This window comes from Kineococcus sp. AC630 (genome assembly GCF_979255925.1).
In genome coordinates, this window is record NZ_CEEDMJ010000002.1 from 67887 (window position 1) to 86447 (window position 18561).

Below are 18561 nucleotides of genomic sequence, written 5' to 3' on the forward strand. Positions count from 1 at the left end.
TGATGACAACCGAAACCGCTCAGACCGAGGCCATCACCGTCCCGCTGCGGACCGTCGACGGCGGCAGCAACGGCACCGTCGAGCTCCCCGCGAAGGACTTCGGCCGCCAGGCGAACATCTCGCTGATCCACCAGGTCGTGACCGCGCAGCTCGCGGCGGCACGCCAGGGCACGCACTCGACCAAGCGTCGTGGCGAGGTCCGTGGTGGCGGCAAGAAGCCGTACAAGCAGAAGGGCACCGGCCGCGCCCGTCAGGGTTCGCTGCGCGCCCCCCAGTTCACCGGCGGCGGGATCGTCCACGGGCCTAAGCCCCGCGACTACTCCCAGCGCACCCCGAAGAAGATGAAGGCGGCCGCTCTGCGCGGTGCCCTCTCCGACCGGGTGCGTCACGACCGTCTGCACGTCGTCGAAGGCCTCGCCTCGGGTGACGCCCCCTCGACGAAGACCGCGCGGACGCTCATCGCCACGCTGTCCGGTCGCAAGAACGTGCTCGTCGTGCTCACCCGCGACGACGAGGTGGCGGTCAAGAGCCTCCGCAACCTCGACAACGTGCACGTCCTGCCCCAGGACCAGCTGAACACCTACGACGTCATGAAGAGCGACGACGTCGTCTTCACCCGCGCGGCGCTCGACGCCTTCGTCGCGGGGCCGCCGACGGGTCGCAGCGCGACCGCGGTGGCAGCGGAGTCGGAAGGGAGCACCCTGTGAGTGCCATCGGTGGAACCCAGAAGGACCCGCGCGACATCCTGCTCGCGCCGGTCGTCTCGGAGAAGAGCTACGCGCTCATCGACGAGGGGAAGTACACGTTCCTGGTCGACCCGGGCGCGAACAAGACCGAGATCAAGGTCGCGGTCGAACGCGTCTTCGGCGTCAAGGTCTCGTCGGTGAACACCGCGAACCGGCAGGGCAAGAGCCGGCGCACCCGGTACGGCACGGGTAAGCGCAAGGACACCAAGCGGGCCATCGTGACGTTGCGCGAGGGCACGATCGACATCTTCGGCGGCTCGGTCGCCTGAGCCTGCGGGCTCGCACGACTGCCGTAGACAACCTTCGAACCCGAGGAAACGCTGCAATGGGAATCCGCAAGTACAAGCCGACGACACCGGGCCGCCGCGGCTCGTCCGTCGCCGACTTCGTCGAGATCACGCGGAGCGAGCCTGAGAAGTCGCTCGTTCGCCCGCTGTCCAAGACCGGTGGTCGCAACTCGTCCGGCCGCATCACCACCCGCCACATCGGTGGTGGCCACAAGCGCGCCTACCGCGTGATCGACTTCCGTCGTCACGACAAGGACGGCGTGCCGGCCAAGGTCGCGCACATCGAGTACGACCCGAACCGCACCGCGCGCATCGCGCTGCTGCACTACGTGGACGGCGAGAAGCGCTACATCATCGCGCCGGCCAAGCTCAAGCAGGGCGACCGGATCGAGAACGGCCCCGAGGCCGACATCAAGCCCGGCAACAACCTGCCGCTGCGCAACATCCCCGTCGGTACGGTGATCCACGCGATCGAGATCCGTCCCGGTGGGGGAGCGAAGATCGCCCGTTCCGCAGGCGCCAGCGTTCAGCTGGTCGCCCGCGAGGGCCGCTTCGCCCAGCTGCGCATGCCGTCCGGTGAGATCCGGAACGTCGACGTCCGCTGCCGCGCCACCATCGGCGAGGTCGGCAACGCCGAGCAGTCCAACATCAACTGGGGCAAGGCCGGCCGCATGCGCTGGAAGGGCAAGCGCCCGACCGTCCGTGGTGTCGCCATGAACCCGATCGACCACCCCCACGGTGGTGGTGAGGGGAAGACGTCCGGTGGTCGTCACCCCGTCAGCCCGTGGGGTCAGCCTGAGGGCCGTACGCGGCGTCCGGGCAAGGAGAGCGACAAGCTCATCGTTCGTCGCCGCCGCACCGGCAAGAAGCGCTGATAGGGAGTTCAGGCCATGCCTCGCAGCTTGAAGAAGGGCCCGTTCGTCGACGACCACCTTCAGAAGAAGGTGGACGCTCAGAACGAGGCCGGTACGCACAACGTCATCCGGACCTGGTCCCGCCGTTCGGTCGTCACGCCGGACTTCCTGGGCCACACGTTCGCGGTGCACGACGGCCGCAAGCACACCCCCGTCTTCGTCACTGAGTCGATGGTGGGGCACAAGCTCGGCGAGTTCGCGCCCACGCGCACGTTCAAGGGCCATGAGAAGGACGACCGCAAGGGTCGTCGCCGCTGAGCCTCCCGGCTCCGCGAGACAACCTTTCGAGACCGAAACCAGGAAGCAGGACAAGGATGGAAGCCAAGGCGCAGACGCGGTACCTCCGCGTCACGCCCCAGAAGGCGCGCCGAGTCGTCGACCTCGTCCGGGGCAAGCAGGCCACTGAGGCCGTCGCTGTGCTCTCGTTCGCCCCGCAGTCCGCGGCGGAACCCGTTCGCAAGCTCGTCGAGAGCGCCATGGCGAACGCGAAGTTCCACGCTGACAAGCACTCTGAGGCGTTCGACCCGGCCGAGTACGTCGTCAAGGCGATCCACGTCGACGAGGGCCCGACGATGAAGCGCTTCCGTCCCCGTGCCCAAGGGCGCGCGGGGCGCATCTTGAAGCGCACCAGCCACATCACCGTGGTCGTCGCACCCGCCGTCAAGGGCGCCAAGAAGACGAGGAGGACCCGCTGATGGGACAGAAGGTCAACCCGTTCGGGTTCCGACTGGGCATCACCACCGATCACCGCAGCCGGTGGTTCGCCGACTCCACCAAGACTGGTCAGCGTTACGCCGACTACGTCAAGGAAGACGTCGCGATCCGCAAGCTCATGGCCAAGGGCATGGAGCGGGCCGGCATCTCCAAGGTGGAGATCGAGCGCACCCGTGACCGGGTCCGCGTCGACATCCACACCGCACGACCGGGCATCGTCATCGGTCGTCGTGGGGCGGAAGCCGACCGCATCCGGACCGAGCTGGAGAAGCTCACCGGCAAGCAGGTGCAGCTGAACATCCTCGAGGTCAAGAACCCCGAGACCGATGCGCAGCTCGTCGCCCAGGGTGTCGCCGAGCAGCTCGCCAGCCGCGTCTCGTTCCGTCGCGCCATGCGCAAGGGGATGCAGACCACGATGCGTTCCGGGGCCAAGGGCATCCGTGTCCAGTGCGCCGGTCGTCTCGGCGGCGCCGAGATGAGCCGTTCCGAGTTCTACCGCGAAGGCCGTGTGCCGCTGCACACCCTCCGCGCGAACATCGACTACGGCTTCTACGAGGCCCGCACCACCTTCGGCCGCATCGGCGTGAAGGTCTGGATCTACCACGGCGACATCACCAGCCGTGAGCTCGCCCAGTCGCAGGCCGCCAACCCGCGCGCCCCGCGTCGTGGCGAGCGCAGCGACCGCCCCGACCGTGGTGCGCGTCGTCCTCGTCCCACCAGCGACGCCCCCGCGGCGGAGGCGGCCCCGGCCGCTGCCGCAGCGCCGGCGACCACCGGATCGGAGGCCTGAGTCGTGCTCATTCCGCGCCGAGTCAAGCACCGCAAGCAGCACCACCCCACGCGGCGTGGTGCGGCCTCCGGCGGCACCCGGGTCACCTTCGGTGAGTACGGGATCATGGCCGTCGAGGGCGGTTACGTCACCAACCGGCAGATCGAGTCCGCTCGTATCGCCATCACCCGCCACATCCGTCGTGGCGGCAAGGTCTGGATCAACATCTACCCGGACCGGCCGCTGACCAAGAAGCCCGCCGAGACCCGCATGGGTTCCGGCAAGGGCTCGCCGGAGTGGTGGATCGCGAACATCAAGCCCGGACGCGTGATGTTCGAACTGTCCTTCCCGACCGAGAAGATCGCTACGGAGGCGCTGACGCGCGCCATCCACAAGCTCCCGGTCAAGTGCAAGATCGTGCGTCGCGAGGGTGGTGAATGATGGCCGTCGGGACGAAGGGCCTGGGCGCCGACGAGCTGCGTGAGTTCGAGGACGCGAAGCTGGTCGACGAGCTCAAGAAGGCCAAGGAAGAGCTGTTCAACCTGCGCTTCCAGTCGGCGACCGGTCAGCTGGAGAACAACTCCCGGCTGAAGGCCGTCAAGCGGGACATCTCCCGCATCTACACGACGATGCGCGAGCGCGAGCTCGGCATCACCGAGGCGCCGATCACGAAGGAGGCTGCGAAGTGAGCGAGCAGACCAGCGCCGCCAGCACCACCGATCGTGGCGACCGCAAGACGCGCCGCGGTTACGTCGTCAGCGACAAGATGCAGAAGACCGTCGTGGTTGAGGTCGAGGACCGCGTGAAGCACCCGCTCTACGCGAAGGTCATCCGCCGCACCACGAAGGTCAAGGCGCACGACGAGGTCGAGACGGCCGGTGTGGGCGACCTCGTCCTCATCGCCGAGACTCGTCCCACGTCGGCGACCAAGCGCTGGCGCGTCGTCGAGGTCCTCGAACGCGCGAAGTGATTCGCGCGCTCTCGAGCGCAGCGACTGACGTCGGGTGGGCCGCTGTCGCGGCCCACCCCCAGATTCCATGTCCGTTCGGCCAGGCTCGCCCCCTCAACGGGTGGTCGAGAACCGGCGCGACGAAGGAGTAGAGAGTGATCCAGCAGGAGTCGCGGCTCAAGGTCGCCGACAACACGGGTGCCAAGGAGATCTTGTGCATCCGCGTGCTCGGTGGCTCCGGCCGCCGCTACGCCGGCATCGGTGACGTGATCGTGGCAACGGTCAAGGACGCCATCCCCGGTGGAAACGTCAAGAAGGGCGATGTGGTCAAGGCCGTCATCGTCCGTACCAAGAAGGAGCGTCGGCGCGCCGACGGTTCGTACATCCGATTCGACGAGAACGCTGCGGTGATCCTCCGCGCGGACGGCGACCCGCGTGGCACCCGAATCTTCGGGCCCGTCGGTCGTGAACTGCGCGAGAAGAAGTTCATGCGCATCATCTCGCTGGCGCCGGAGGTGCTCTGACCATGGGGAAGACCCGCATCAAGAAGGGTGACCTGGTCCAGGTCATCACCCGCGTTCGCGGTCGTCGCAACGAGGACGGGACCAAGACGTCCGACCTCGGCAAGCAGGGCAAGGTCCTGGACGTCAACGGGGAGACCCAGCGCGTCCTCGTCGAGGGTGTGAACCGCATCAAGCGTCACACCAAGGCTCGTCCGGGCACGGAGGGTGGCATCGTCGAGCGCGAGGCCCCCATTCACATCTCGAACGTGCAGCTCGTCGACCCGGAGACCAAGAAGCCGACCCGTGTGGGCATCCGCACGGAGCAGGTGGAACGCGACGGTCGCACCAAGACCAACCGCATCCGCGTCGCCAAGCGTTCCGGCAAGGACATCTGATGACCACGACGACTGAAACCCGTGCGTTGCCGCGTCTGAAGCAGCGCTACCGCGAAGAGATCAAGGGTCAGCTGCACGAGCAGTTCGCCTACCCGAACGTCATGCAGATCCCCGGCCTGGTCAAGGTCGTGGTGAACATGGGTGTCGGCGAGGCGGCTCGTGACTCCAAGCTCATCGACGGCGCTGTCCGCGACCTGACGGCCATCACCGGTCAGAAGCCGCAGGTCACCAAGGCCCGCAAGTCGATCGCGCAGTTCAAGCTGCGCGAGGGCATGCCGATCGGTTGCCACACCACGCTGCGGGGCGACCGCATGTGGGAGTTCCTCGACCGTCTGACGTCGCTGGCGCTCCCGCGCATCCGCGACTTCCGTGGTCTCTCGCCGAAGCAGTTCGACGGGAACGGCAACTACACCTTCGGTCTCAACGAGCAGTCCATGTTCCACGAGATCGACCAGGACAGGATCGACCGCGTCCGCGGTATGGACATCACGGTCGTGACGACGGCGAAGACCGACGACGAAGGCCGTGCGCTGCTGCGTGCTCTGGGCTTCCCGTTCAAGGAGAACTGACCGTGGCGAAGACCGCTCTGATCACCAAGGCCGCACGCAAGCCGAAGTTCAAGGTTCGTGGCTACACCCGTTGCCAGAAGTGCGGGCGTCCCCACGCCGTGTACAAGAAGTTCGGCCTGTGCCGAATCTGTGTGCGCGAGATGGCACACGCGGGCGAGCTGCCCGGTGTGACCAAGAGCAGCTGGTGAGTGGGATCGACCTGCTGGTGACTCCTGACATCATTTCGACGACGCCGAAGGTCCGGAGCGCACACCGCGCACCGGAAACCCCGGCGAGGAAGGGCGGACGAGCCCGATGACGATGACTGACCCCATCGCCGACATGTTGACGCGCTTGCGTAACGCCAACTCGGCGTACCACGACACCGTGTCCATGCCGTACAGCAAGCTGAAGTCGCACATCGCCGAGATCCTGCAGGCCGAGGGCTACATCGCCTCCTGGTCCGTGGAGGACGCCGAAGTCGGCAAGAAGCTGTCCATGGAGCTGAAGTTCGGCCCCAACCGCGAGCGTTCGATCGCCGGCCTGCGCCGTGTGAGCAAGCCCGGTCTCCGGGTGTACGCGAAGTCGACCAACCTGCCCCGCGTTCTGGGCGGCCTGGGCGTGGCGATCCTGTCCACCTCCTCGGGTCTCCTGACCGACAAGCAGGCCAACAAGAAGGGCGTGGGTGGGGAAGTCCTCGCCTACGTCTGGTGAGGGAGGAGGACTCATGTCGCGCATCGGTCGACTCCCGATCACCGTCCCCACGGGCGTGGACGTGACCATCGACGGCCTCGCCGTCACGGTCAAGGGCCCCAAGGGCGAGCTGAACCACACCATCGCGTCCCCGATCTCCGTCGAACGTGGCGAAGACGGCACGCTGCTGGTCAAGCGTCCGGACGACGAGCGCGTCTCGCGCTCGCTGCACGGACTCACCCGCACCCTGCTGGCCAACATGGTCGAGGGTGTGACGAAGGGCTACGAGAAGAAGCTCGAGATCGTCGGTACCGGTTACCGCGTGACGCCGAAGGGTTCGGACCTCGAGTTCGCCCTCGGCTTCAGCCACCCGGTCGTGGTGAAGGCTCCGGCCGGCATCACCTTCGCCGTCGAGAACAACACGCGCTTCTCCGTCGCCGGCATCGACAAGCAGCAGGTGGGCGAGATCGCCGCCAACATCCGCAAGCTGCGCAAGCCCGACCCCTACAAGGGCAAGGGCGTTCGCTACGCCGGCGAGCAGATCCGCCGCAAGGTCGGAAAGGCTGGTAAGTGACGATGGGTCTCTCCACTCAGCGCACCACGAAGGGCAAGGCGGCTTCGCTCAAGCGCCGTCACACCCGAGTGCGCAAGAAGGTCGTGGGCACCGCAGTGCGTCCGCGTCTCGTCGTCACCCGGTCCGCCCGGCACGTGTTCGTCCAGGTCATCGACGACGCACAGGGTCACACCCTCGCGTCGGCCTCGACCATGGAGACGGACCTGCGCGCGAGCAGCGACGACAAGTCGGCCAAGGCGAAGGCTGTCGGCGTCCTCGTCGGCGAGCGGGCCAAGGCGGCCGGCATCGAAGCCGTGGTCTTCGACCGCGGTGGGAACCGGTACGCGGGTCGAGTCGCGGCCATCGCCGACGGCGCCCGGGAAGCCGGGTTGGCCCTGTGACCCGAGCACTCGAAGAGATGAGGAACGTCTGATGCCTGGACCCCAGCGCCGAGGCGCCGGTGGCGCCGGTGCGGCCGGCGGAAACAACGACAACCGTGGTGGCGGCAGCGGCGACAACCGCGGCCGTCGCGACAACGCCGGTGGCGGCCGTGACCGCGGACGGGGCGATGCGGGCGACCGCAGCAACTTCGTCGAGCGCGTCGTGACCATCAACCGTGTCGCCAAGGTCGTCAAGGGCGGCCGTCGCTTCAGCTTCACGGCCCTCGTGGTCGTGGGTGACGGCGACGGAACCGTCGGTGTCGGCTACGGCAAGGCCAAGGAGGTGCCCGCGGCGATCGCCAAGGGTGTCGAAGAGGCCAAGAAGAACTTCTTCCGCGTGCCGCGGATCCAGGGCACCATCCCGCACCCCATCCAGGGTGAGAAGGCGGCCGGCGTGGTCATGCTGCGTCCGGCTTCCCCGGGCACCGGCGTCATCGCCGGTGGTCCCGTCCGCGCGGTGCTCGAGTGCGCCGGCGTGCACGACGTCCTGTCGAAGTCCCTGGGCAGCAGCAACGCGATCAACATCGTGCACGCGACGATCGAGGCCCTCCGTGGCCTCGAGCGTCCCGAGCAGGTGGCGGCGCGTCGTGGTCTGCCCGTCGAGCACGTCGCCCCGGTCGCGCTGCTGCGCGCCCAGGCTGCGGGGGTGACCTCCTGATGGCTCGTCTCAAGGTGACCCAGATCAACTCGGGCATCGGCCGCAAGCAGAACCAGCGCGAGACGCTGCGCAGCCTCGGCCTGCACAAGATCGGGCAGTCGGTCGTCAAGGACGACAAGCCCGAGTTCCGCGGGATGGTCAACACCGTCTCGCACCTCGTGACCGTGGAGGAGGTCGACTGATGGCCAACCAGGGTGAACACGTCCTGAAGCTGCACCACCTGCGTCCGGCTCCGGGTTCGAACACCGCCAAGACCCGTGTGGGTCGCGGTGAGGGCAGCAAGGGCAAGACCGCCGGTCGTGGGACCAAGGGCACCAAGGCTCGTTACTCGGTGCCCGAGGCCTTCGAGGGCGGCCAGATGCCCCTGCACATGCGCCTGCCGAAGCTGCGCGGGTTCAAGAACCCGTTCCGCGTCGAGTACCAGGTCGTCAACCTCGACAAGCTCGGCTCCCTCTTCCCCGAGGGCGGCACCATCGGTGTCGACGAGCTCGTCGCCAGTGGCGCGGTCCGCAAGGGCCAGCTCGTCAAGGTGCTGGGCACGGGGGAGATCTCCGTGGCTCTGCAGGTGACGGCCGACAAGTTCTCGACGTCGGCGGCCGAGAAGATCGCGGCTGCGGGCGGTTCCACCACCGTTCGCTGACCCAGCGACGACACAGCCCACGCGGCGGTAGCGACGAGTGATCGTCCGCTACCGCCGCGTGTGCGTTTGTGGCGAGGTAGGGTCCTCTGTGGGCTGCGTGCGTGCGACGTGTCGCACGTCCGGCCCAACCGTCCGATCTGTCAGTGACGAACCCGCCCTTCCCGCGCACCGCGGGGGAGTGCGGTGCAGGAGGTTGTAGTGCTCACCGCAATCGGTCGCGCCTTCCGGACGCCCGACCTGCGCCGCAAGCTGCTCTTCACGCTGGGGATCATCGTGCTGGTGCGGCTCGGCTCGTTCGTCCCGGCCCCAGGGGTCTCCTACAGCGCCGTCCAGTCGTGCATCAAGGCGTCGCAGTCGGGCAACGACCTGCTGGGCCTGGTGAACCTGTTCTCCGGCGGCGCGCTGCTGCAGCTGAGCATCTTCGCGCTCGGGATCATGCCGTACATCACAGCGAGCATCATCATCCAGCTGCTGACGGTGGTCATCCCGCGCTTCGAGGACCTCAAGAAGGAGGGCCAGCAGGGGACGACCAAGCTCACGCAGTACACGCGGTACCTGACGATCGGTCTCGCGGTCCTGCAGTCGACCACCTACGTGACCATCGCCAAGGACCCCTCGCGCCTCTTCGGCACGGCGTGCAACGCCCAGGTCCTCCCCGACCAGAGCGTCCAGACGATCGTGCTGATGGTCATGACCATGACCGCAGGCACCGGCCTGATCATGTGGATGGGTGAGCTCGTCACCGAGCGCGGCATCGGCAACGGCATGTCCCTGCTGATCTTCGCCCAGATCGCCGCGGGCTTCCCCTCCGCGCTCTGGGGCATCCAGAACCAGCAGGGCTGGGGCACCTTCGTCGCGGTCCTCGCGATCATCGTCGTGGTGGTCGCCCTCGTCGTGGCCGTCGAGCAGTCCCAGCGCCGGGTGCCCGTCCAGTACGCCAAACGGATGATCGGCCGCCGCATGTACGGGGGCACCTCGACCTACATCCCGCTCAAGGTCAACATGGCCGGCGTCATCCCGGTGATCTTCGCGTCGTCGCTGCTGTACCTGCCGGCGCTGGTGGGCCAGTTCAGCGACCCGAACGCGGGTTGGGTCATCTGGATCAACGACAACCTGACCAAGGGCGACCACCCGCTGTACATGGTCACGTACTTCTTGCTGATCATCTTCTTCGCGTACTTCTACGTCGCGATCACGTTCAACCCGGACGAGGTCGCCGAGAACATGCGCAAGTACGGCGGTTTCATCCCCGGGGTGCGCGCCGGCCGGCCCACCGCCGAGTACCTGGACTACATCCTCACCCGCATCACCCTGCCAGGATCGCTGTACCTGGGACTGATCGCACTGCTCCCGCTCATCGCTATCGTGCTCTTCAACGCCAGCACGAACCTGCCCTTCGGGGGCACGTCGATCCTGATCATTGTCGGGGTCGGGCTCGAGACGGTGAAGCAGATCGAGTCCCAGCTCCAACAGCGCAACTACGAAGGGTTCTTGCGATGACTCGTCTCGTCCTCCTCGGTCCGCCGGGTGCCGGCAAGGGCACCCAGGCCAAGCTCCTCTCCGCCCGCCTGGGGGTGCCGGCCATCTCCACCGGCGACATCTTCCGGACCCACGTCGCGGAGCAGACCGAACTGGGCAAGACCGTCCAGGAGTACCTGGACGCCGGCAAGTACGTGCCGGACACCGTGACCAACGCGATGGTCCACGACCGCCTCGAGCAGCCCGACGCCACCGAGGGCTTCATCCTCGACGGCTACCCCCGCACGACGGACCAGGTCCGCGAGCTCGACGAGATGCTCTCCGGGTTCGGCGTGAAGCTCGAGCACGTGCTCGAGATCACGGCGGACACCGACGAGCTCGTCCGTCGGCTGACGCACCGCGCGCTGGAGCAGGGGCGCAGCGACGACACCGAAGAGGTCGTCCGCACCCGCCAGCAGGTCTACCTGGACCAGACCGCGCCCCTCGTGAAGGTCTACTCCGACCGCGGGCTGCTGCGCAGCGTCGACGGCCTCGGCGGGATCGCCGAGGTCACCTCGCGCCTGGTCGCCGCCCTCGGCCTCCCGAACTGACGCGCCGCCACCGTGCTCGGACGTGAACGGGTCGAGATCAAGACCCCCGAACAGATCCAGAAGATGCGTGCGGCGGGGCTGCTGACGTCCGCGGCCCTGGAGTCGGTGCGGGCCGCCCTGCGGCCCGGGATCACCCCGAAGGAGCTGGACGCCATCGGCGCGGAGGTCATCCGCGCCGGTGGTGGGACGTCCAACTTCCTCGGGTACCACGGCTACCCGGCCACGCTCTGCATCTCGGTCAACGAGGTCGTCGTGCACGGGATCCCCGGCGACACCCGGCTCGTCGCGGGCGACGTCGTCTCGATCGACGGGGGAGCGGTGGTCGACGGCTGGCACGGCGACTCCGCCTTCACCGCGATCGTGGGTGAACCGGACGACGCCGGCGACGCGGAACTGGTCGAGATCACCCGCCAGGCGCTCTGGGCGGGCATCGCGGCCCTCGACGCACGGGGGAGGGTCGGCGACGTCGGCGCGGCCGTGGAGGACGCTGTGGACGGCCGCCTGGGCATCGTCGACGGCTACACCGGCCACGGGATCGGTACGGCCATGCACATGGCGCCCGACGTCCTGAACTACCGGGTCCGCGAGAAGGGCCCCAAGGTCCGTCCCGGCATGGTGCTGGCCATCGAACCGATGTGCACCCGCGGGGGGATCGAGACCGACGTCCTGCCGGACGACTGGACCGTGGTCACCTCCGACGGCACCCGCGCCGCGCACTGGGAGCACACCGTGGCCGTCCTCGACGAGGGCCTCTGGGTGCTGACCGCACCCGACGGGGGCGCCTCGGAGCTCGCGGCGTTCGGGGTCCAGGTCCCTTCCGCCTGACACCGGGAGGGGCCGCGACGCCGACCCCCGCGGTCGGGTGCGCCGTCTCTTGTGTTGCACCCCAGCCCACTTCAGCGGCATCATCGCCCGATTTCGTCTCAGGCGCGCCGTCACGTAAGCTTGACCGTCGGTCCGCCATGCCTCCTCGTTCGCACGTTCCGTGCTCACGAGGGCCGGGCTGATCCCGAACCGACACTTGATGGAAAAGCGGAGGACATGCCGAAGAAGGACGGCGTCATCGAGATCGAAGGCACCGTGATCGAAGCCCTGCCGAACGCGATGTTTCGCGTCGAGCTGAGCAACGGTCACAAGGTGCTCGCCCACATCTCGGGGAAGATGCGCCAGCACTACATCCGCATCCTCCCGGAGGACCGGGTGGTCGTCGAGCTCAGCCCCTACGACCTGTCCCGCGGGCGCATCGTCTACCGCTACAAGTGACCCACCCACTGGCCGCCGATCCCCGCTCCGCGCGGGCGGGGTCAGCACGACCGGAGAAGCGATGAAGGTCAAGCCGAGCGTCAAGAAGATCTGCGACAAGTGCAAGGTGATCCGCCGTCACGGTCGGGTCATGATCATCTGCGACAACCTGCGTCACAAGCAGCGTCAGGGCTGAGCTCCGGCTCACCCCAGCAGTCGATCCACGGAAAGGCCACCGCACGCAGACGGTGGCACCCAGCGCAGGACCCTCCGACCGCAGCACGAGCCGCGGTCGGTGACACCCCCGGTCGGAGGCCGGGGACCCGCAGGAGACGGCGGGGCAGGTCCTGCACCAGACCTCCGCGACAGATAGGGACCATCCCGCATGGCACGTCTCGTCGGCGTCGACCTCCCCCGCGAAAAGCGGCTGGAGATCGCGCTCACGTACATCTACGGCGTCGGTCGCACGCGAGCCCAGGAAACCCTGGCCGCGACGGGCGTGAGTCCGGACTTGCGCGTCCGCGACCTCACGGACGACGACCTGGTCGCGCTCCGCGACCACATCGAGGGCAACTACCGCGTCGAGGGTGACCTCCGCCGCGAGGTGGCCGCCGACATCCGCCGCAAGGTGGAGATCGGTTGCTACCAGGGCCTGCGGCACCGCCGCGGTCTGCCCGTCCGCGGGCAGCGCACCAAGACCAACGCGCGCACCCGCAAGGGCCCGAAGCGCACCGTGGCCGGCAAGAAGAAGGCCGGTCGCAAGTAACCGTCGCAGTCTGACGGCGCGGTCCGCCAGCGGGCCGCCTCGCGAACCCACGGGTTCGCCCTCGATCTCAGTCGCCGCAGTACACCAGGAGCCCGGAGAGCATGCCTCCCAAGAGCCGTACGGCCACGGCGACGCGCAAGCCGCGTCGCAAGGAGAAGAAGAACGTCGCGCACGGTCACGCGCACATCAAGTCGACGTTCAACAACACGATCGTCTCGATCACCGACCCGACGGGCGCGGTCATCGCGTGGGCGTCGGCCGGTCAGGTCGGGTTCAAGGGGTCCCGCAAGTCGACCCCGTTCGCTGCGCAGATGGCCGCCGAGGCGGCCGCGCGTCGTGCGCAGGAGCACGGCATGCGCAAGGTCGACGTCTTCGTCAAGGGACCGGGTTCCGGCCGCGAGACCGCGATCCGTTCCCTGCAGGCCACCGGCCTGGAGGTCGGCGCGATCCAGGACGTCACCCCCAGCCCGCACAACGGCTGCCGGCCGCCCAAGCGTCGGCGCGTCTGACGTCGGTGCGGTCCCGCAGGCCCAGGCCTGCGGGACCCACCTGATCGGACCAGTTCTCTGATCGAGTCAGACCCCGTCGGCGGACCGATGCTGACGGGCGTGCGGGGCGTCATATGGCGGACGCCCGCGGGAAGGAACCTCCGTGCTGATCGCACAGCGCCCCACCCTCACCGAGGACGTCGTCGACGAGTACCGCTCGCGCTTCGTCATCGAACCCCTCGAACCCGGCTTCGGGTACACCCTCGGCAACTCGCTGCGCCGCACGCTGCTGTCGTCCATCCCGGGCGCTGCCGTGACGAGCCTGCGGATCGACGGTGTGCTCCACGAGTTCACCTCCGTGCCGGGGGTCAAGGAGGACGTCACCGAGATCGTCCTCAACGTCAAGAACCTCGTGGTCTCCTCGGAGCACGACGAACCCGTCGTGATGTACCTGCGCAAGCAGGGGCCGGGCGCGGTCACCGCGGCCGACATCGCCCCGCCCGCGGGGGTCGAGGTCCACAACCCCGACCTGCACATCGCGACGCTCAACGGCAAGGGCAAGCTCGAGCTGGAGCTGACGGTCGAACGCGGCCGCGGCTACGTCTCGGCGGCGCAGAACAAGACGGGTGAGCAGGAGATCGGCCGCATCCCGGTCGACTCGATCTACTCGCCCGTCCTGAAGGTGACGTACAAGGTCGAGGCGACCCGCGTCGAGCAGCGGACGGACTTCGACCGTCTCGTCGTCGACGTCGAGACCAAGCACGCCATCACCCCGCGCGACGCCGTGGCGTCCGCGGGCAAGACGCTGACCGAGCTGTTCGGTCTGGCCCGTGAGCTCAACGTCGAGGCCGAAGGCATCGACATGGGTCCCTCGCCGACCGACGCCGCGCTGGCGGCGGACCTCGCGCTGGAGATCGAGGCGCTGGACCTCACCGTCCGGTCCTACAACTGCCTCAAGCGCGAGGGCATCCACACCGTCGGGGAACTGGTCTCGCGCAGCGAGGCCGACCTGCTCGACATCCGCAACTTCGGGCAGAAGTCCATCGACGAGGTGAAGGCCAAGCTGGTCGGCATGGGCCTGCACCTCAAGGACTCCCCGCCCGGGTTCGACCCGAGCGCCGTCGTCAACGACTTCGAGGACGACGACGCGTCGTTCGCCGAGGACGAGCAGCTCTGACCGTCCGTCGCCCCTCCCCCCGCTGACGCGGGGGAGGGGTAAAACCGAGGAGACAACAACATGCCCACCCCCACCAAGGGTCCGCGGCTCGGCGGCGGGCCGGCCCACGAGAAGCTGATCATCGCCAACCTGGCGACGGCCCTCTTCGAGCACCGCAGCATCACCACCACCGAGGCCAAGGCCAAGCGGATGCGTCCGTACGCCGAACGCCTGATCACCTTCGCGAAGAAGGGTGACCTGGCGGCCCGCCGCGAGGTCATGAAGACGATCCGCGACAAGTCCGTCGTGCACTTCCTCTTCACCGAGATCGCGCCGGCCATGGCCGAGCGCAACGGTGGGTACACCCGCATCGTCAAGATCGGGCCCCGCAAGGGCGACAACGCCCCCATGGCCGTGATCCAGCTCGTCATGGAGCCGGTCAGCGCCAAGCAGGGTGTCGTCCGCGAGGCGGAGCGCGCCGCCGCGGCGACCGCTCCGGCGGCCGACGAGGTCGTCGTCGGCGACGAGGCCCCCGCGGCCGAGTCCACCGACGCCACCCAGGTCGAGGCCGGCAGCGTGGACCAGCCCGACACCCTCCCCGACGCGGACGCCCCGGCGACCGCTGACGAGGGTGTCGAGGTCGACGCCGCCGAGGCCGACCCGAGCGACGAGAACACGAAGGACCAGGCCTGAGCGCCTCCCTTCACCCCGACGAGCCCGTCCTCCCCGACACCGGGGAGGGCGGGCTCGTCCGCGTTCCCCCCGGCGTCGTGCGGGTGCGCCTGGACCTCGGCTACGACGGCACCGCCTTCTCCGGCTGGGCCGAGCAGCCGGGGTTGCGCACCGTCCAGGGCGAGCTGACCGCCGGGCTGGCCCGGGTCCTGCGCCTGGACCCCGCTCCCCGGCTCACCGTGGCGGGGCGCACCGACGCCGGGGTGCACGCGAGCGGCCAGGTGGCCCACGTCGACGTCCCGCGCGCCCTCTGGGACGCCGTCCCGGGCCGGTCGGGCACGGAGCCCGCAGCGGCCCTCGTGCGGCGCCTGGCGGGCGTCCTGCCGCCCGACGTGCGGGTGCACCGGGCCGGGCTCGCCCCCGAGGGTTTCGACGCCCGCTTCAGCGCCCTGCGCCGCCGCTACGCGTACCGCGTCTGCGACGACCCCGCGGGGCTCCCGCCGTTGCGGCGCTTCGACGTCCTGCACCACCGCCGCCCCCTCGACCTGGGCGCGATGGACCTCGCGGCGCGCAGCCTCGTCGGCCTGCGCGAGTTCGCCGCGTTCTGCCGGCCCCGGGAGGGCGCCACGACCGTGCGGACCCTGCTGGCGTACTCGTGGACCCGGGACGGCGACGGTCTGCTCGTGGCCGACGTGCAGGCGGACGCCTTCTGCCACTCGATGGTGCGCGCGCTCGTCGGCGCCGCGCTGGCCGTGGGCGACGGCCGTCGCGACGTCGCCTGGCCCCGGCTGGTGCAGGACGCCGCGGTGCGCGACCCCACCGTCGCGGTCGTCGCAGCGCAGGGACTGACCCTCGAGGAGGTCGTCTACCCCGCCGACGGGGACCTGGCCGCGCGCGCCCACGAGGCCCGTGCGGTGCGCACGCTCCCCTGAGCGGGTGGCCCGGGCGACGCGTCCGGGTGGTCGTGGGGCAGGGTGGTGGGTGTGCCCACGCTCGTCGTCGTCCGCCACGCGAAGGCCGATTCGCCGGTAGGACTCCAGGACATCGCCCGCCCCCTCGCCGAACGGGGGAAGGCCGACGCCGTCGAGGCCGGCCGGTGGCTCGCGGAGAACGTCGGTGGCTGCGACCTGCTGCTGACCTCGCCCGCCCGCCGGACCGAGGAGACCACCGCGCGCCTGCTGGACGGGTGGGGCGTCGCTCCGGTCGTCGTCGACGAGGAGCGGCTCTACGAGGCCTCGCTCGGTGACCTGCTGCGCATCGTGCGGGGTCTGGACACCGACCGCCCCGACGCGACCGTCGTGATCGTCGCGCACAACCCCGGCGTGAGCTCCCTCGTCGAGGCCCTCACCGGTGAGGTGAGCCAGCTGCGCACCGGGGGCATCGCCGTCGTCGCGGTGCAGGGGGAGTGGGCCGACGCGGACACCACCAGCTGCAGCCTGACCCACCAGCACACCGCCCGCGCGGAAACCGGCGGCGAGCACTAGCCACCGCACGGCAGACTGGTCGCCCGTGGCGGGATCTGGGAACAGCGGTGGGCACGTCGACGTCTCGGGGGTCGGGCACGAACTGCCCGACGGGCGCCCCCTCCTCGACGGGGTGTCGTTCCGCGTCGCCGACGGGTCGACGACCGCGCTGATCGGTCCCAACGGCACCGGCAAGACGACCCTGCTGCGGCTCATCGCCGGGGACGAACCGGTGCAGGAGGGCGCGATCGCCCGCAGCGGCGGGCTCGGCGTGATGCGCCAGTTCGTCGGTTCCGTCCGCGACGAGACCTCGGTGGCCGAACTCCTCGTCTCCGTCGCCCCCGAGGCCCTGCGCCGGGCGTTCGCGGCCGTCGAGACCGCCGAGACGGCGATGGTCGAGGAGGAGTCGGAGAAGTCGCAGATGCGCTACGCGCAGGCCCTGGCCGACTTCGGCGACGCCGGCGGGTACGAGCAGGAGGTCCTCTGGGACGAGTGCACCTCGGCCGCCCTGGGGATGTCGTTCGAGGCCTGCCGGTACCGGCCGGTGCGGACCCTCTCCGGCGGGGAGCAGAAGCGTCTCGTCCTGGAGGCGTTGTTGCGCGGACCCGAAGGCGTCCTGCTGCTCGACGAACCCGACAACTACCTCGACGTCCCCGGCAAGCGGTGGCTCGAGGAACAGCTCCGCGCCACGACGAAGTCGGTGCTGCTGGTGAGCCACGACCGGGAACTGCTCTCCGCTGCGGCGGAACGCATCGTGACGCTGGAACCCGGTGCGCTGGGTGCGGTCTCCTGGACCCACGGGGGTTCCTTCGCCGACTACGGCGCGGCCCGCCAGGCCCGCGGTGAACGGCTGGAGGAACTCCGGCGGCGCTGGGACGAGGAACGCGTCAAGCTCCGCACCCTCGTCGTGACCCTGCGGGAGAAGTCGAAGTTCAACGACGGCATGGCCTCGCGCTACGCCGCCGCCCAGACCCGGCTCGCGAAGTTCGAGGAGGCCGGTCCGCCGCAGGCGCCCCCGGCGGCCCAGGACGTCCGGATGCGGTTGCAGGGCGGGCGGACCGGCAAGCGCGCCGTGGTCGTGGAGGGCCTGGAGCTGACGGGCCTCATGAAGCCCTTCGACGCCGAGCTGTGGCTGGGGGACCGGGTCGCGGTCCTCGGGGCGAACGGTTCCGGCAAGTCGCACTTCCTGCGGTTGCTGGCCGCCGGCGGCTCCGACCCCGACGCCGAGCACCGTCCGGTGGACGAACACGTCCCCGACCCCGTCGCGCACCGCGGTTCCGCACGCCTCGGGGCGCGGGTGCGGCCGGGGTGGTTCGCCCAGACCCACGAGCAGCCCTCGCTGGTCGGCAAGACCCTGCTGGACGTCCTGCACCGCGGGAACTCCCACCGCTCGGGCCTGGACCGCGAGGCGGCCTCGCGGGCGCTGGACCGCTACGGCCTGGCCGAGGCCGCGGAACAGCGCTTCGAGCACCTCTCCGGGGGTCAGCAGGCCCGGTTGCAGATCCTGCTGCTGGAGCTGTCCGGGGCGACGCTGCTGCTGCTGGACGAACCGACCGACAACCTCGACCTGCACTCCGCGGAGGCGCTGGAGCAGGCCCTGGGGGTCTTCGAGGGGACGGTCGTGGCCGTCACCCACGACCGCTGGTTCGCGCGCGGTTTCGACCGCTTCCTGCTCTTCGGCGAGGACGGTCGGGTCGTGGAGACACCGGAGCCCGTGTGGGACGTCAGCCGGGTCGAGCGAGCGCGCTGACCTCGCGCTGACCTCGCGCTGACCACGTGCTGACCACGTGCTGACCCCGTGTCGAGCACGGCCGCGGCGGAGCCGTTTTGACCCGCGGCGTGGACGACAGGTACCGTCGGGAGTCGTTGTGCCCACGCAGTGCCTGCCGTCAGCGC

Annotated in this window: 31 protein-coding genes; all 31 read left to right on the forward strand. The window is 69.3% G+C overall.

Annotated features, from left to right (window positions below; translation table 11 throughout):
• The first annotated feature begins 2 nt into the window (after window positions 1-2).
• The 31 genes from rplD to AC0I8G_RS02330 all read left to right on the forward strand — a co-directional run bounded on the left by rplD (window position 3) and on the right by AC0I8G_RS02330 (window position 18415).
• A complete protein-coding gene (gene rplD / locus AC0I8G_RS02180) occupies window positions 3-707 on the forward strand; it encodes a 50S ribosomal protein L4 (protein WP_328294645.1) in 705 nt (234 codons plus the stop codon).
• 5 nt (window positions 708-712) lie between these two features.
• Window positions 713-1015 carry a 50S ribosomal protein L23 gene (gene rplW, locus AC0I8G_RS02185; protein ID WP_328296261.1) on the forward strand — a complete coding sequence of 101 codons (303 nt, stop codon included), beginning with the start codon at window positions 713-715 and terminating at the stop codon, window positions 1013-1015.
• Window positions 1016-1071: 56 nt separating this feature from the next.
• Window positions 1072-1908, forward strand: coding sequence for a 50S ribosomal protein L2 (rplB, locus tag AC0I8G_RS02190; protein ID WP_328294646.1), 837 nt, complete (start codon window positions 1072-1074; stop codon window positions 1906-1908).
• Between the two features lie 15 nt (window positions 1909-1923).
• Window positions 1924-2205, forward strand: coding sequence for a 30S ribosomal protein S19 (gene rpsS, locus AC0I8G_RS02195; RefSeq protein ID WP_012084977.1), 282 nt, complete (start codon window positions 1924-1926; stop codon window positions 2203-2205).
• A gap of 56 nt (window positions 2206-2261) precedes the next feature.
• The gene (gene rplV / locus AC0I8G_RS02200) at window positions 2262-2642 is read left to right on the forward strand and encodes a 50S ribosomal protein L22 (RefSeq protein ID WP_012084976.1); all 381 of its coding nucleotides are present in this window, start codon (window positions 2262-2264) and stop codon (window positions 2640-2642) included.
• A complete protein-coding gene (gene rpsC, locus AC0I8G_RS02205) occupies window positions 2642-3451 on the forward strand; it encodes a 30S ribosomal protein S3 (protein ID WP_328294647.1) in 810 nt (269 codons plus the stop codon). Before rplV ends, rpsC begins: the two co-directional genes overlap by 1 nt.
• A gap of 3 nt (window positions 3452-3454) precedes the next feature.
• Window positions 3455-3871, forward strand: coding sequence for a 50S ribosomal protein L16 (gene rplP, locus AC0I8G_RS02210; protein WP_328294648.1), 417 nt, complete (start codon window positions 3455-3457; stop codon window positions 3869-3871).
• Window positions 3871-4119, forward strand: a complete 249-nt coding sequence (rpmC, locus tag AC0I8G_RS02215) for a 50S ribosomal protein L29 (protein WP_328294649.1) — start codon at window positions 3871-3873, stop codon at window positions 4117-4119. The genes rplP and rpmC overlap by 1 nt, the downstream gene beginning before the upstream one ends.
• Window positions 4116-4400, forward strand: a complete 285-nt coding sequence (gene rpsQ / locus AC0I8G_RS02220) for a 30S ribosomal protein S17 (protein WP_328294650.1) — start codon at window positions 4116-4118, stop codon at window positions 4398-4400. Before rpmC ends, rpsQ begins: the two co-directional genes overlap by 4 nt.
• Before the next feature lie 134 nt (window positions 4401-4534).
• Complete coding sequence (gene rplN / locus AC0I8G_RS02225) at window positions 4535-4903, forward strand: 50S ribosomal protein L14 (RefSeq protein ID WP_012084971.1); 369 nt, start codon at window positions 4535-4537, stop codon at window positions 4901-4903.
• A 2-nt stretch (window positions 4904-4905) separates the two neighbouring features.
• Window positions 4906-5277: a 50S ribosomal protein L24 gene (gene rplX / locus AC0I8G_RS02230; protein ID WP_328294651.1), complete on the forward strand. Its 372-nt coding sequence runs from the start codon at window positions 4906-4908 to the stop codon at window positions 5275-5277.
• The gene (gene rplE / locus AC0I8G_RS02235) at window positions 5277-5846 is read left to right on the forward strand and encodes a 50S ribosomal protein L5 (RefSeq protein ID WP_328294652.1); all 570 of its coding nucleotides are present in this window, start codon (window positions 5277-5279) and stop codon (window positions 5844-5846) included. Before rplX ends, rplE begins: the two co-directional genes overlap by 1 nt.
• A gap of 2 nt (window positions 5847-5848) precedes the next feature.
• The gene (locus tag AC0I8G_RS02240) at window positions 5849-6034 is read left to right on the forward strand and encodes a type Z 30S ribosomal protein S14 (RefSeq protein WP_328294653.1); all 186 of its coding nucleotides are present in this window, start codon (window positions 5849-5851) and stop codon (window positions 6032-6034) included.
• Window positions 6035-6140: 106 nt separating this feature from the next.
• The gene (gene rpsH / locus AC0I8G_RS02245) at window positions 6141-6539 is read left to right on the forward strand and encodes a 30S ribosomal protein S8 (protein WP_328294654.1); all 399 of its coding nucleotides are present in this window, start codon (window positions 6141-6143) and stop codon (window positions 6537-6539) included.
• 13 nt (window positions 6540-6552) lie between these two features.
• Window positions 6553-7092 carry a 50S ribosomal protein L6 gene (gene rplF, locus AC0I8G_RS02250; RefSeq protein ID WP_328294655.1) on the forward strand — a complete coding sequence of 180 codons (540 nt, stop codon included), beginning with the start codon at window positions 6553-6555 and terminating at the stop codon, window positions 7090-7092.
• A gap of 2 nt (window positions 7093-7094) precedes the next feature.
• On the forward strand, window positions 7095-7472 hold the full coding sequence (gene rplR, locus AC0I8G_RS02255) for a 50S ribosomal protein L18 (RefSeq protein WP_328294656.1): 378 nt from the start codon (window positions 7095-7097) through the stop codon (window positions 7470-7472).
• 31 nt (window positions 7473-7503) lie between these two features.
• Window positions 7504-8169 carry a 30S ribosomal protein S5 gene (gene rpsE, locus AC0I8G_RS02260; protein ID WP_380259848.1) on the forward strand — a complete coding sequence of 222 codons (666 nt, stop codon included), beginning with the start codon at window positions 7504-7506 and terminating at the stop codon, window positions 8167-8169.
• Entirely contained in the window at window positions 8169-8351 is a 183-nt protein-coding gene (rpmD, locus tag AC0I8G_RS02265) for a 50S ribosomal protein L30 (protein WP_012084962.1), read from the forward strand. Before rpsE ends, rpmD begins: the two co-directional genes overlap by 1 nt.
• Window positions 8351-8809 (forward strand): 50S ribosomal protein L15, encoded by a 459-nt coding sequence (gene rplO, locus AC0I8G_RS02270; protein ID WP_380158424.1) that lies wholly within the window; start codon window positions 8351-8353, stop codon window positions 8807-8809. Before rpmD ends, rplO begins: the two co-directional genes overlap by 1 nt.
• A gap of 198 nt (window positions 8810-9007) precedes the next feature.
• Window positions 9008-10309, forward strand: coding sequence for a preprotein translocase subunit SecY (secY, locus tag AC0I8G_RS02275; RefSeq protein ID WP_328294657.1), 1302 nt, complete (start codon window positions 9008-9010; stop codon window positions 10307-10309).
• Window positions 10306-10878: an adenylate kinase gene (locus AC0I8G_RS02280; RefSeq protein ID WP_328294658.1), complete on the forward strand. Its 573-nt coding sequence runs from the start codon at window positions 10306-10308 to the stop codon at window positions 10876-10878. Before secY ends, AC0I8G_RS02280 begins: the two co-directional genes overlap by 4 nt.
• 12 nt (window positions 10879-10890) lie before the next feature.
• Window positions 10891-11703, forward strand: coding sequence for a type I methionyl aminopeptidase (map, locus tag AC0I8G_RS02285; protein ID WP_471728496.1), 813 nt, complete (start codon window positions 10891-10893; stop codon window positions 11701-11703).
• 216 nt (window positions 11704-11919) lie between these two features.
• Window positions 11920-12141: a translation initiation factor IF-1 gene (gene infA / locus AC0I8G_RS02290; protein ID WP_012084955.1), complete on the forward strand. Its 222-nt coding sequence runs from the start codon at window positions 11920-11922 to the stop codon at window positions 12139-12141.
• Between the two features lie 61 nt (window positions 12142-12202).
• A complete protein-coding gene (gene rpmJ / locus AC0I8G_RS02295; protein ID WP_106209588.1) occupies window positions 12203-12316 on the forward strand; it encodes a 50S ribosomal protein L36 in 114 nt (37 codons plus the stop codon).
• Between the two features lie 189 nt (window positions 12317-12505).
• The gene (gene rpsM / locus AC0I8G_RS02300; protein ID WP_328294660.1) at window positions 12506-12886 is read left to right on the forward strand and encodes a 30S ribosomal protein S13; all 381 of its coding nucleotides are present in this window, start codon (window positions 12506-12508) and stop codon (window positions 12884-12886) included.
• 101 nt (window positions 12887-12987) lie between these two features.
• Window positions 12988-13395 carry a 30S ribosomal protein S11 gene (gene rpsK / locus AC0I8G_RS02305; RefSeq protein ID WP_328294661.1) on the forward strand — a complete coding sequence of 136 codons (408 nt, stop codon included), beginning with the start codon at window positions 12988-12990 and terminating at the stop codon, window positions 13393-13395.
• A 142-nt stretch (window positions 13396-13537) separates the two neighbouring features.
• Window positions 13538-14551, forward strand: coding sequence for a DNA-directed RNA polymerase subunit alpha (locus AC0I8G_RS02310; protein ID WP_328294662.1), 1014 nt, complete (start codon window positions 13538-13540; stop codon window positions 14549-14551).
• A 60-nt stretch (window positions 14552-14611) separates the two neighbouring features.
• On the forward strand, window positions 14612-15223 hold the full coding sequence (rplQ, locus tag AC0I8G_RS02315) for a 50S ribosomal protein L17 (RefSeq protein WP_380259850.1): 612 nt from the start codon (window positions 14612-14614) through the stop codon (window positions 15221-15223).
• Between the two features lie 77 nt (window positions 15224-15300).
• Window positions 15301-16134: a tRNA pseudouridine synthase A gene (locus AC0I8G_RS02320; protein WP_471728497.1), complete on the forward strand. Its 834-nt coding sequence runs from the start codon at window positions 15301-15303 to the stop codon at window positions 16132-16134.
• Window positions 16135-16185: 51 nt separating this feature from the next.
• Window positions 16186-16686, forward strand: coding sequence for a SixA phosphatase family protein (locus tag AC0I8G_RS02325; RefSeq protein ID WP_328294664.1), 501 nt, complete (start codon window positions 16186-16188; stop codon window positions 16684-16686).
• Between the two features lie 25 nt (window positions 16687-16711).
• Window positions 16712-18415 carry an ABC-F family ATP-binding cassette domain-containing protein gene (locus AC0I8G_RS02330; protein ID WP_328294665.1) on the forward strand — a complete coding sequence of 568 codons (1704 nt, stop codon included), beginning with the start codon at window positions 16712-16714 and terminating at the stop codon, window positions 18413-18415.
• Window positions 18416-18561 lie beyond the last annotated feature (146 nt).